This is a genomic window from uncultured Polaribacter sp. (assembly GCF_947495205.1).
GTDB lineage: Bacteria > Bacteroidota > Bacteroidia > Flavobacteriales > Flavobacteriaceae > Polaribacter.
This window is the reverse complement of sequence record NZ_CANLXV010000002.1, coordinates 17226-30797: the sequence shown is the minus strand read 5'-3', so window position 1 is coordinate 30797 and position 13572 is coordinate 17226. Positions and strand designations below refer to the sequence as shown.

Genomic DNA, 13572 nt, shown 5'->3' with positions numbered 1-13572 from the left:
CGAGTTAAAAGTAAAAAAGTTCAGCTTTTTTAACTTTAAAAACTTTCAATATTAAAACTAGAAGAAATGAGAAGTTTTGAAACAGAAATAGAAAATCCAATTGTAGAAAGAGATATTATTGAGTTAGCAGATAAAATTGCTGCATTCAAAAATTTACAAATAGACGAAGAAAAGTTTAGAAGTTTACGTTTGGCTAGAGGGGTTTACGGGCAACGTCAAGAAGGCGTGCAAATGATTCGTATAAAAGTACCTTATGGTAAATTAAAAAGCAATCAATTACGCAGAATTGCTGCTGTTTCAGATGAATATTCTAGAGGTAGATTGCATATTACAACACGTCAAGATATTCAAATACATTACGTGTCTCTGGAAAGAACACCACAACTTTGGGCAGATTTAGAAAAAGATGATGTTACATTAAGAGAAGCTTGTGGTAATGTAGTTAGAAACGTAACAGCAAGTGAAACTGCTGGTATAGATGTTAATGAACCTTTTGATGTTTCTCCTTACGCAGATGCATTATTCAAATTCTTTTTAAGGAACCCAATTTGTCAAGAAATGGGCCGTAAATTTAAAGTTTCTTTTTCTTCTACAGAGGAAGATACAGGCTTGTCTTATTTGCATGATTTAGGTTTTATTGCCAAATTACAAAATGGTGTAAGAGGTTTTAAAGTAATGGTTGCAGGTGGTTTAGGTTCTCAACCAAGACATGCAGAAACTTTATACAACTTCTTACCATCAGACAAAATAATTCCTGTAATGGAAGGCGTTTTACGTGTTTTTGATAGATATGGTGAACGTAAAAGTAGAGCTAAAGCTCGTATGAAATTTTTGCTAAAAGATATTGGTCTAGAGGCTTTTAAAGAGTTAATCGCTAAAGAACAAAAAGCTATAGAATTAAAAACTGTTGCTATAGATTCAGATGCTTATGTAGCTTCAATTCCTGTAAATGTTGCAACACCTTCAGTAGAAATTAAAGATGAAACTGCATTTAATTTATGGAAATCTACCAATATTATACCGCAAAAACAAAAAGGTTATGTGGCTATTGGTGTTAAAGTTTTACTAGGAGATTTTTATACAGACAAAGCAAGATTATTGGCAGATTTAGTAGACCAATATGCTGCAGGTGAATTAAGATTAACCTTACGCCAAAATATTGTTATTCCTTTTGTAAAAGAAGAATTAGTACCATTTTTCTATCAAGAATTAGAAAAACTAGGTTTTGTAGAAGCAGGTTATAACAAAGCGGTAGATATTACAGCTTGTCCTGGTACAGATACATGTAATTTAGGTATTGCAAGTAGCACAGGTATTGCACAAGAACTAGAAAGAGTTATTGCTGCAGAATACCCACAGTATTTAAAAAGTGAAGATTTAGTTATTAAAATTAGTGGTTGTATGAATGCTTGTGGACAGCACAATATGGCAAACATTGGTTTTCAAGGAATGACAGTTAGAACTCCAGATAAATTAGTTGCACCAGCGCTACAAGTATTGTTAGGTGGTGGTAATTTAGGAGATGGAAATGGCGTTTTTGCAGATAAAGTAGTAAAAGTACCAAGTAGAAGAGGCCCAGAAGCATTGCGCAGAATTTTAAACGATTTTGAAGCAAATGCAAACGGATTAGAATTTGTACATTATTACAAAGAAAAAGGTGAAAAATATTTTTACAACCTTTTAAGTGATTTGCAAGATGCAACCAATTTAACCCAAGAAGATTTTATTGATTGGGGTGAAGAAGAAAAATACGTAAAAGCAATTGGTATTGGAGAATGTGCTGGTGTGGTAATTGATTTAATTGCAACTTTATTTTTAGAAAGCGAAGAGAAAATAGACAATGCCAAAGAAGCTCTTGAAAACAAGGTGTATTCTGGCGCAATTTATTATGCATACCAATCTATAGTAAATTCTGCAAAAGCAATGTTATTGGCAGAAAACAAGAAAACAAATACTCATGCAGGTATTATTTCTCAGTTTGATGAGTTTTATATTGCATCAGGAAAAATTAGTTTAGATACTTCTTTTTCTGATTTAATTTATCAAATAAATGCAGCTGCACCAACAAAAGAATTTGCAACAAAATATATTAATGATGCTAAAGATTTTTTACAAAAAGTAAGATTGTACAGAGAAAGCGCAACTGCTATGGCAGCAGAAACTGTCTAATTATGAAGAATACTGATAAAATAAAAAGTGTAGATTTGACTAACATTTCTAGTGACAAAAAGCCCCGATTAACTGTAGTTGGGGCTGGTCCTGGAGATGTAGATTTAATTACACTTAAGGCTATAAAAGCTTTAAAAAATGCTGATGTAGTTTTGTATGATGCTTTAGTAAATGAAGAATTACTAGACTTTGTAAATCCAAATGCAGAATTAATTTTTGTAGGAAAACGAAGAGGTTGTTACCGTTATCAGCAAGAGCAAATTAACGAATTAATTGTAGCCAGAGCTAAAACACACGGTCATGTAGTGCGTTTAAAAGGTGGTGATCCTTTTATTTTTGGCAGAGGTGCAGAAGAAATGGAGTTTGCTGCTAATTTTGGTATTGAAACAGTAATGGTTCCAGGAATTTCATCTTCTTTAGCGGTTCCTGCACATCAAAATATACCGTTAACCAAAAGAGGAAGTGCAGAAAGTTTTTGGGTAATTACAGGTACTACAAAAAAACATAAATTATCTGCAGATGTTGCTTTAGCTGCAAAATCTAATGCAACCGTGGTAATTTTAATGGGAATGGCAAAATTACCAGAAATTGTAGCTTTATTTCAAAAAGAACAAAAAAATAATTTGCCTGTTGCTATTATTCAAAACGGTACAAGAGCAGATGAAAAAATAGGAATTGGTACTGTGAATACTATAGAAAATATTGTTGCTAAACAAGAATTAACCAATCCTGCAATTATTGTTTTAGGTGAAGTAGTAAACCATAGAGCAATTTTAAATAGTTTAGAAAAAGAAACTTTAAAATCTGTAAATTTGCTTTAAATTCTTTTTTATGGAACGCAATAATTTATATCCTATTTTTTTAAAAGCTAAAAACTTAAATGTTTTAATAGTTGGTGGTGGTTTTGTTGCCGAAGAAAAATTGACTTTTTTGCTAAAATCTAGTCCAGATGCTAAGGTATTAATGGTATCACCAATGTTTAGAGAAGGTACAATAGAATTGGCTAAAAAAGGCTGCGTAACTTTAGTAAAAGATGTGTATCAGAAAAAGTATCTTCAAGGAAGGCATATGGTTGTAGCAACTACAGATATACCAGATATAAACGTACAAGTTTGGGCAGATTGTAGGGCAGAAGCAAAATTGGTAAATGTTGCTGATAATCCGCCATATTGCGATTTTTATATGGGTGGCATTGTAACCAAAGGAAACGTAAAAGTTGCCATTTCTACCAACGGAAAATCTCCAACAACAGCAAAAAGATTACGACAGTTTTTTGAAGACGTAATTCCAGAAAATGTAGACGATTTAGTGAAAAACCTAAATGAATACAGAAAAACTATTAAAGGAGACTTTGAAGAAAAAGTGGAGAAATTAAATGAGTTTACCAAGAGTTTGGTAAATAAATAGATTTAGAAAGTTATTTTCAAGCTTGTTATTTCAAGTGTAATTTAAACCTTGCTTGAAGATGGGATTTCATTTCCCTAATGTGTTCTTGTGAACATTTTGGAATTTCTACAAATATGAATTTTAATTTCTAAATACTGCTTGAAGTTATATTTTTGTTGTAAAAAAAAATCAAGAAGTTACTTCTTCAACTACCTTATAAATCAATTCACTTTCAAAACCTTTTCGCATTAAAAAATCAATTAGTTTGCGTTTTCGTTTGTAAATATTAGGTTCTTTAATAACAGCATTTCTGTTTTCTGTAATGGTGTAAATGGTTTTGATATATTCCTGTTCATTAATTTCTTTTAATGCCGTTTTAATATTGTATGCAGAAATTTCTTTAAATTTTAGTTCTCTAACAATGCGTTGTTTTCCCCATTTTTTAATTCGGAATTTGCCTCTAGCAAAACTCTTCGCAAAACGTTCTTCATTTAAAAAATTGTCTTTTAATAAATCTAAAAGAATCATTTCTTTAGCTTCTGGTATTAAATTATAATCCCGCATTTTTTGCTCCACTTCTTTGTGACAGCGATCTTGATAGATACAATATTGCTCTATTTTTCTTTTGATTTCAGCTACGCTAAAAACTTTTCGTTTTTTGTTAAACATTGTATCAAACATACAAAGAAGAATAAATCCTACATAATTTTATTTTCAGCTATTTTTTCCACAAATCTTACTTTATTAAACCTATTTTTAACATAAAAACATTTTTTTTCGTTAAAAACATTAACATTTATTAATTATATTTGGAGCAAAATATCCCCCATTATGAAAAAACTAGCATTAATAGTATGCTTGCTTTTAAGCAATATTCTTTTTTCTCAAATTCCAACCTATTATGATGATGTTAATTTAAATCTTACAGGAACTTCTTTAAGAGATGAGTTAGCAACAAAAGTAATAAACACACATACAACTTTCTTGTCGTATGGTTGGACAGTAATTCAACAAACAGATTTAGATCCTAATGATAATACAAAAGTATTATTAATTTATGGTTCTAATGATGCAGATGGAAACCACATTACAGATAGAACAAGAAATGTAAATAGCAATGGTGGAAATGCAGGAACAGACTGGAACAGAGAGCATACGTACCCAAGATCTTTAGGGAATCCTAATTTAGGTACTTCAGGTCCAGGAGCAGATGTGCATCATTTAAGAGCGTCTGATGTTATCCAAAATAGCAATAGAGGTAATTTAAAGTTTATTACAGGCACTGGTGCTGCAGGTGTTACTGGTGCAGGTTGGTACCCTGGAGATGAATGGAAAGGAGATGTTGCAAGAATGATGATGTATATGTATTTAAGATATGGTACAAGATGCTTACCAAGTGGAGTGGCTATTGGTACAACTAATACTATAGACGCTAACATGATAGATTTATTGTTAGATTGGAATGCACAAGACCCGGTTTCTCAATATGAAACAAATAGAAATAATATTCTAGAGACTGCCCAAGGCAATAGAAATCCTTTTATTGACAATCCTGCTTTTGCAACAGAAATTTGGGGCGGGACAGCTGCTGAAGATAAATTTTCTGGAGCTTCTATAAATCAAGAAATAAATATTTTAGGAAATTCAGTTTCAATAATTAGTGGCGCTACTTCAACATCACCTGCAAATGACACAAATTTTGGAAATGTAGACACGGCTTCAGGTACAGTTGTAAAAACTTTTACAATTCAAAATACAGGTGGAGCAACATTAACTTTAGCTGCAAATCCATCAATTTCAGGAGGTAATGCAGCAGATTTTTCTATAACAAATAATCCAAGTTTAACCTTATCACCAGGAGCTAGCACAACTTTTGAAATCACTTTTGATCCTACAGCAGACGGTGTTAGAACTACAACAGTTACAATTTTAAGTGATGATGCAGATGAAGCAACATACAACTTTAATATAAGTGGTGCTGGTATTACAAGCAGTGGTTCTGGATTACCAGCTTGTGGTACAGAATTATTTATTTCAGAATACATAGAGGGATCTTCTAATAATAAATTTTTAGAAATTTACAATCCAACTGATGCTGCAATAAACTTATCTAGTTATGATTTGGTAAGCTACGTAAATGGTTCTGCAACTGTTTCAAACACATTACCACTTTCTGGTACAATTGCAGCACAAGGTACATACGTAATTGGTAATACTCAAGAGACATTAACTGTTGTTCCAGATTTATCTACTGGAAACGGTGTAATGCAATTTAATGGAAATGATGTTGTAGCGTTACGAAACTCTGGTGTAATTATAGATGTTATTGGGCAAATTGGTGCAAATCCAGGAACAAGTTGGTCAGGTACTTGTGGGGCACTAGAGGTTACACTTATAAGAAATCCTGATGTTATTAGTGGAGATACAGACGGAACTAATAGTTTTACCACAGATACAGAATGGTCTTGTTTGCCTATAGATGATGTTTCAGATTTAGGATCACATACCATAAATTGTACGAATGCTACTTTTCCAGAAATTGATGTTGTTGGTAATTCTGCATCTATACCAAGTGGTTCTGCTTCAACTTCTTTAGTAAATGACACAGATTTTGGATTAGTAGATACAACTTCAGGAACTATAGTTAAAACATTTACTATTGAAAACACAGGAACTGCAGCTTTAACATTGTCTGGAAATCCAACAATTTCAGGAGGAAATGCCTCAGATTTTTCAATTACATCTAATCCAAGTTTATCAGTAGCAACAAGTAGTAGCACAAGTTTTCAGGTAACTTTTAATCCAAGTGCAGATGGTATAAGAACTACCACTATTACTATTTTAAATGATGATTCAGATGAAGGAACTTACACATTTACGATTAGTGGAGAGGGTACAACCAACTCTAGTGTTGCTTGTGGTACAGAATTATTTATTTCAGAATATATAGAAGGTTCAAGTCAAAATAAATTTTTAGAAATTTACAATCCAACAAATGCAAGTGTAGATTTATCTAATTATGAAATTGTTACTTATGTAAATGGCGCAACCTCTGTTTCTGAAACACAAACATTATCTGGCACAATTGCTTCAGAAAGTACATTTGTAATAGAAAATAGTGCAGAAGATTTAGGAGTTACCGCAGATTTATCGGTTACTGGAGGTGTAATGGAATTTAGTGGAAATGATGTTGTAGCATTAAGAAAATCTGGAGTCTTAATTGATGTAATAGGGCAAATAGGTGTTGATTTAGTAACAAGTTGGCCAGGAACTTGTGGTACACAAGGTGTTTCTTTAGTTAGAATAGATACTGTTGGAGCTGGAGATACAAATGGAACAGATTCTTTTACAACAGATACAGAGTGGTCTTGTACAACAATTAATAATGTTTCTAATTTAGGTTCTCACACATTAACATGTATAAATGGGCCAGAAATTATTTTACAAGGAAATTCTTTAGATATTGCAGATGGCACAGTAACAACTTCTGGTGCAAACAATACTTTTTTTGGTTCTGCAAATGTTTCTACGGGAGCAATTGTAAAGACATTTACAATACTAAATACGGGTACAAGTACATTAACATTATCTCAAAACCCAACAATATCTGGTGCAAATTCATCTGATTTTAGTGTTACTTCTAATGCTAATTTATCAATTCCAAGTGGTAGTAGTACTACATTTCAAATTACCTTTAACCCAAGTAATTCAGGTGCCAGAAATGCATTAGTTACTATTTTAAGTGATGATGCAGATGAAGGTACTTTTACATTTGCAATACAGGGTAATGGAGCTACTGGGCCAATACCTTGTGCCATTATTTCTGGGGTAACGCTGTTTAGTCAAAATTTTGAAATAGTACCACCAATACCTGAGTTAACTTATACATCTGTAGGTACAGCTATTTCTTTGGGATCTGGTAGTCTTTTTCCTGTAGATAATTTGTTTTCTGAAGGAAGTAGAGGTTTACAAGTAAGAAATGCAACAGCTGTTGTAGAATTTGCAACTTTTGATAGTACCATTGCTTCTAATTTAGAACTTTCTTTAAAGTTAGCATCTTTTGCAGGTACAAGTGGAAATGGAGCAGATACAGGAGATAACGTAAAAATATTGGTGAGTACAGATAATGGTAGTACTTATTCTGAAGAAGTAACTATAAATGGAAATAATAATGCAAGATGGTCTTTTACCAGTGGTACAGCTGAGGCAAGTGTTCTATATGATGGTGATAATACAACTACAATTTTTGCGCCATCTGGTGGAGGAAATAGAACTACAGATGGTTATAGTACAATTAAAGTTTCTTCTTTACCACAATCTCCAACCTTAAAAGTAAAAATTGAAATAAGAAATAACTCTACAAATGAGTTATGGATTATAGATGATGTAAGAATTACTGGAGACGTAGAATCTCTAGCGACTTGGAATGGAGCTTGGACAGGAGTTACGCCCGCTGAAAACGTAAAAATTATTGTAAATAGCGATTTAGATATGACAGCATTGCCTAGTATTGATGCTTGTGAATGTGAAATTAATGCAGGAGCTACTGTTACAATTCCTTCCGACAAATATTTAAGAGTACAAAATAATATCTTAAATAACGGAACTATTATAGTAGAAGATGGCGGTAATCTGGTTCAGGTTTCAGATATTTCTTCCATAGCAGGTACTGGTAATTTTATTGCAAATAGAAATACGCAAAATTTACAATCAAGATTTGTTTATACATATTGGGCTTCTCCTCTTGTAAACTCAACTCTAGCACAAATAGCAGCAGATGCAGGTGCTTATTATTCTTTTATAGCAAGTACACAATCTTGGTCTGCTGCCAATGCATCAACAAATATGACTCCAGGAGTTGGTTATATTGCTCAAGGACCAAGAACTGGGGTTTCTTATCCAGGTTCTTATTCAGTGCAATTTTCTGGTTCGCCTTTTAATAATGGTGTTATTAATGTTCCATTAAATCTAGGAGAAGCTGTATTTAATGGTGCAACCGATAATTGGAATTTAGTAGGAAACCCATATCCATCTGCAATAGATGCTAGTTTATTTATGTCTTCAAACCCAGAAATTAGCGGTACAATTTATTTTTGGACACATAATACAGATGCAAGCACAACTACAAATTTTACACAAGATGATTATGTTTCTTGGAACGGAACAGGAAGTACAGCAAATTGCGCTGGTTGTATAGCTCCAACAGGTGCTATTGCATCTGGACAAGGGTTTTTTGCGCAAGCATTAAATCCTTCTGCTACAATTACTTTTAATAATAGTATGAGATTGGGGCAAGGAAATACTAATTTTTATAAAAGTGAAAACCAAAAAGAAGATAAAATTTGGCTTAATTTATCTGGTGATAATGCTTTTAATCAAATTTTGATTGGATATTTAAAAGAAGCAACTGATGGCGTAGATAGATTGTATGATGGCGAAAAATTAGATGGCGGTACAAATGCAAATTTTTATTCTCTAATAGACGACAAAAGGTTTGTTATTCAGGGAAAATCTGAGTTAAAAGAATTAGATGAAATTCCATTAGGTTTCACTACAAGTGGCTCTGGAGAATTTACAATTAGTATAGATCATCTAGAAGGAGTTAAAGATTATGATATAACTTTAGTAGATAATTTATTAAATGTAAATCATAATTTAAGAGATAATGATTATACTTTCAGTATAACTGAAAAAGGTACGTTTAATAACCGTTTTGTTTTAAATATCAAAAAAAGTGCTAAGGTGGTTTTATCATCTGAAGATTTAGTTCTGGATACTTTGTTAGAAATAGAGAATAATAAAAACTCTTTAGTAATTAGTACTTCAAATACTTCATTAATGAAAAGCGTAGTAGTTTATAATATTTTAGGAAAGGAAATTATGAATCACAAGCAGGTTTCATCTAAAATAAAATTAGCTTCAAATAAATTAAAGTCTAATGCGATTTACATCTTAAAAACATCTCTTATCTCTGGAGAAGTAATTATAAATAAGATTATTAAAAATTAAGATTAAAAGTTTAAGGAAAATAAAAAAGTGTTGAGAATTTTAATTCTCAACACTTTTTTTATAAACTATAATCAATTTTGTATTAATTTGATTTTAACTGTCCTTTTAATCTCATTTTAAATTTTGTAATTAAGTAGAATAAAATTGGTACCACAATTAGCGTTAAAAACGTAGCGATTAACAATCCATAAATTACGGTCCATGCTAAAGGTCCCCAGAAAATTACATTGTCTCCACCCATGTAAATATTTGCATCAAATTCACTAAATAAAGTGAAGAAATTAATATTTAAACCAATTGCTAACGGAATTAATCCTAAAATAGTAGTAATAGCTGTTAATAAAACCGGTCTTAAACGAGCTTTACCAGCTTTTACAACACTGTTATACAATTCATTTAAAGGTAAATAGTCTTTCTCATCAATATTTAAGTCTTCTTTTCTTCTATCAATTAAAAGTTGTGCATAATCTAGAAGTACAACTCCATTATTTACTACAATTCCTGCAAGAGAAATAATTCCCATCATTGTCATCATAATAACAAAAGAACTTCCTGTTAACACAATACCACCAAAAACGCCAATAAAACTCAAGAAAATAGCTATCATAATAATAGTTGGTTTTGATACGGAGTTGAACTGGAAAATCAATATAAAAAAGATTAATCCCAAACCTTTAAAGAAAGCACCACCTAAAAAGGCTTGTTGCTTATTTTGCTCTTCAATTTGCCCTGTATAATCTATCTTTATGTCATCAGAAATTCCATCATAATTTTTCATTTCTGCTTTAATTTGATTTACCACAGCAGCTGCATCTATATAACCAGGTGCTAATTGAGAATAAACAGTAACTACACGTTTGGTATCTCTATGTTTTATGGCACTAAAACCAGAGCTATTACTTTGTGTTGCTATGGCAGCAATTGGTATCGCTTTTACTTGCCCTGTATTGTCTCTAAATGTTATTTTCTGATTGAATAACGCATTTTTATCATATCTAGTAGCTTCATTAAAACGCACATTTATATCATAATCGTCTCCATCTTCTTTATAAATACCAGCTTTTGCACCAAAAATAGCATTACGCAATTGTTGGCCAACTTGCCCAGTTGCCACGCCTAATTCTCCTGCTTTTTTTCGATCTACAATTACCTTCATAGAAGGTTTGTCTTTATTTACGTCAATTTTTAATTCGTCTACACCAGGTACGTTTCTTGAGTTTACAAAAACACGCATTTTTTCTGCAGCAACAATTAATTCTTCATAATTATCTCCTTCCAATTCTACATTAATAGGAGCTCCTGTTGGCGGTCCATTTGCATCTTTTTCTACAGAAATTAAAACTCCAGGATAAATACCTGTTAAGGCTGCTTGTACTTTTTGGCGTAAAACCTCGCTGTCTTGTCCACGTCTGTATTTGTATTGACGCATAGAAGCTGTAATTTTTCCCTTATGTGGCATTTCTGCAGATGAGCCACCATCTGTTTGCGGATTTCCTGCGCCTTCACCAACTTGAGAGACAGAACTTTCTACCAAGTAATTAAAATCACCATCCATATAAATGTCTTCATTTAAAACGCTGGCAACTTTTTGTTCTATTTCTTTAGTGATTTTATTGGTTTCTGTAATGTCTGTACCTTGTGGATATTCTATATAAACCACTACTTGATTTGGTTTGTTGTCTGGAAAAAACTCAATTTTGGTTCGTTGTTTTTTAACAGACCAATCAAAACCACCAAAAGCAGCAAATAACATTAAAAATGTAATACCAGTAATTACATAAGGTTTCCAGGTTTTTAAAGCACCTTTTAACATTTTTTCGTAAAAGTTTTCTAAACGTACTAAAGTGTTTTTCTGAAAGTAGTTTGCGGCTTTTCTAAGAATTAAGCGGTAAACCCAAAGCATTATTGCAGTAAATACCATTACAGAACCTAACCCTCTATATGCGCCACCAAAAATTAAAATTAAAGCGCCAATCAATCCAATAATTGCAGAAATTATAATAATTTTTCGAATGGGCATGTCTTTGTCTTCTGTAGTCATAAACTGAGAAACTAAAACAGAATTAAAGAAAATTGCCACAACTAATGATGAGCCTAAAACTACAGAAAGTGTAATTGGGAAATAAATCATAAATTGCCCAAAAAGACCTGGCCATAAGCCTAAAGGAACAAATGCTGCAACTGTGGTTACAGTAGAAATTATAATTGGATAGGCAATTTCGCCAATTCCTTTTTTGGCTGCTTCAACTCTAGATAAACCTTCTTCATCCATTAAACGATAAACGTTTTCTACTACTACAATACCGTTATCTACCAACATTCCTAGTCCCATAATAAGTCCAAAAAGAATCATGGTGTTTAAGGTATAACCCATAGCACCTAAAATCATTAAAGACATAAACATAGACATTGGTATGGCAAAACCTACAAATAATGCGTTTTTAAAGCCTAAAAAGAACATTAAAACGGTTACCACCAAAATAATCCCAAAAATAATGTTGTTTACCAAATCATCTACTTGACCAATTGTTTTGTCAGATAAATCGTTGGTAATTGATACTTCTAAATTAGAAGGGAAATAATTTTCTTTAGCCTTTGCAACAATTACTTTTACTTGGTCTGCTGCAGCAACCATGTTTTTTCCTGCACGCTTTTTAACATCTAACATAACTACTTGTTTGCCTTCTTTTCTCGCAAACGTAGTTTTGTCTTTTTCTCTAAAAGTTACTGTGGCAACATCTTTTAAATAGATAGCACTTCCTTTTTCTGATTTTATTACAAAATCTTCTAATTCCTTTGGATTTTCTATTTCACCTAAAATACGAATGGTTCTTCTTTGTCCGCTAGCAATTAAATTACCAGCAGAAGAGGTTCTGTTACCGTTTTGTATGGCACCAACAATATCATTAAAGCTAACTTGCATTGCCATCATTTTATAAATGTCTACAGCAATTTCTACCTCTTTGTCTTGTACGCCCCTAATATCTGCTTGTTTAACTTGCTCTATATCTTCAATATCATCTTGTAAATATTCTGCAAATTCTTTTAATTTTTGAAGCGGAAAATCTCCAGAGATGTTAATATTTAAAAATGGTACTTCTTCAGAAATACTTAAATCAAAAGCATTTGGATCTACTTTTGCGCCGTTAAAAGTTGGCCAATCTTCAGAAGCTTTTTCTGTATCTAATTTGTCTTTTACACGTTGTTTGGCAACTTCAACATCCATATCATCTTCAAACTCTGCAATAATCATGGAGTAATCTTCTTGAGAAGTTGATACAATTTCTACCAAACCACTTAAACCTTTTAGTTGGTCTTCTAAAGGATCTGTAATTAGTTTTTCTATATCTTCTGCTGTATTACCAGGATAAATAGTACTAATGTAAATTTTAGTTTCTTTAATTTCTGGAAAATCTTCTCTTGGCATGCTAAAATAAGCCGACATTCCTAAGGCAAGAATTAAGAAAATTAAAACATACATGGTGGTTTTGTTAGAAATAGCCCACGATGAGAGTTTAAATTCCTTATCTGTTTTCTTTTTTTTCATTAGATGATAGTTTTTAGTCTTTAGACATTAGAACTACTGTTAAGTTCCTTTTGTCTTAAGGTTAATTGTTCTTTAAATATTTTATCAATCCTGTTGTCATTTTAGACAACTCTTCTAACTTTTCTCTTAATTGTTGATTTTCGATAGAAGTAATATATTATGATTATTTCCAATGGTGTAGCAAACAACACATTCCTTTATTGATCCTAAGGAGATTCTTAAAAATCTACAAAATTGAGGATTTGTATCTCCTGAGCCTTTAGTAATTTTTAGGGCAATAGAATTTGCTGCTCTAATAAACGGAGAAGTTAGACGATAATTTTTTTCTGAAGGAAAACGATTGCAAGTAATGCAAACAAGATTAATAAAATCTAAGGATTTTTGATAAAGAGTTAAATCTTCAAATTTGAACTTAATTTCTTTCGTTTTTCCCATTCTCTATTTACTTCTGTCTACAAACT

7 protein-coding genes are annotated in these 13572 nt (G+C 32.0%); 4 read left to right on the top strand and 3 right to left on the bottom strand.

Going from position 1 to position 13572, the window contains the following annotated elements:
* The first annotated feature begins 66 nt into the window (after positions 1–66).
* Genes Q0762_RS02285 through Q0762_RS02275 form a run of 3 tightly spaced genes read left to right on the top strand, consistent with a single transcriptional unit; the run spans position 67 to position 3576 of the window.
* A complete protein-coding gene (locus tag Q0762_RS02285; RefSeq protein ID WP_298763203.1) occupies positions 67–2169 on the top strand; it encodes a HEPN domain-containing protein in 2103 nt (700 codons plus the stop codon).
* Between the two features lie 2 nt (positions 2170–2171).
* Positions 2172–2990: a uroporphyrinogen-III C-methyltransferase gene (gene cobA, locus Q0762_RS02280; protein ID WP_298763202.1), complete on the top strand. Its 819-nt coding sequence runs from the start codon at positions 2172–2174 to the stop codon at positions 2988–2990.
* Positions 2991–3000: 10 nt separating this feature from the next.
* On the top strand, positions 3001–3576 hold the full coding sequence (locus tag Q0762_RS02275; RefSeq protein ID WP_298763201.1) for a bifunctional precorrin-2 dehydrogenase/sirohydrochlorin ferrochelatase: 576 nt from the start codon (positions 3001–3003) through the stop codon (positions 3574–3576).
* A 168-nt stretch (positions 3577–3744) separates the two neighbouring features.
* Here the strand turns inward: Q0762_RS02275 and Q0762_RS02270 are convergent, their stop codons facing one another.
* On the bottom strand, positions 3745–4224 hold the full coding sequence (locus Q0762_RS02270) for a regulatory protein RecX (protein WP_298763199.1): 480 nt from the start codon (positions 4222–4224) through the stop codon (positions 3745–3747).
* A 162-nt stretch (positions 4225–4386) separates the two neighbouring features.
* On the opposite strand from Q0762_RS02270, the gene Q0762_RS02265 reads away from it, so the two are divergent.
* Positions 4387–9564, top strand: a complete 5178-nt coding sequence (locus Q0762_RS02265) for a choice-of-anchor D domain-containing protein (protein ID WP_298763197.1) — start codon at positions 4387–4389, stop codon at positions 9562–9564.
* A gap of 82 nt (positions 9565–9646) precedes the next feature.
* Here Q0762_RS02265 and Q0762_RS02260 read toward each other — a convergent pair whose 3' ends face one another.
* Both Q0762_RS02260 and Q0762_RS02255 read right to left on the bottom strand, forming a co-directional pair.
* A complete protein-coding gene (locus tag Q0762_RS02260; protein ID WP_298763196.1) occupies positions 9647–13111 on the bottom strand; it encodes an efflux RND transporter permease subunit in 3465 nt (1154 codons plus the stop codon).
* Positions 13112–13237: 126 nt separating this feature from the next.
* Positions 13238–13546, bottom strand: a complete 309-nt coding sequence (locus tag Q0762_RS02255; RefSeq protein ID WP_298763195.1) for a four helix bundle protein — start codon at positions 13544–13546, stop codon at positions 13238–13240.
* Positions 13547–13572: the final 26 nt, after the last annotated feature.

Excerpts from the sequence above, each read along its gene's own strand:
- Q0762_RS02270 (WP_298763199.1), bottom strand. The coding sequence starts at position 4,224 with ATGTTTAACAAAAAACGAAAAGTTTTTAGCGTAGCTGAAATCAAAAGA.
- Q0762_RS02255 (WP_298763195.1), bottom strand. The coding sequence starts at position 13,546 with ATGGGAAAAACGAAAGAAATTAAGTTCAAATTTGAAGATTTAACTCTT.
- Q0762_RS02285 (WP_298763203.1), top strand. The coding sequence starts at position 67 with ATGAGAAGTTTTGAAACAGAAATAGAAAATCCAATTGTAGAAAGAGAT.
- Q0762_RS02260 (WP_298763196.1), bottom strand. The coding sequence starts at position 13,111 with ATGAAAAAAAAGAAAACAGATAAGGAATTTAAACTCTCATCGTGGGCT.
- Q0762_RS02275 (WP_298763201.1), top strand. The coding sequence starts at position 3,001 with ATGGAACGCAATAATTTATATCCTATTTTTTTAAAAGCTAAAAACTTA.
- cobA (WP_298763202.1), top strand. The coding sequence starts at position 2,172 with ATGAAGAATACTGATAAAATAAAAAGTGTAGATTTGACTAACATTTCT.
- Q0762_RS02265 (WP_298763197.1), top strand. The coding sequence starts at position 4,387 with ATGAAAAAACTAGCATTAATAGTATGCTTGCTTTTAAGCAATATTCTT.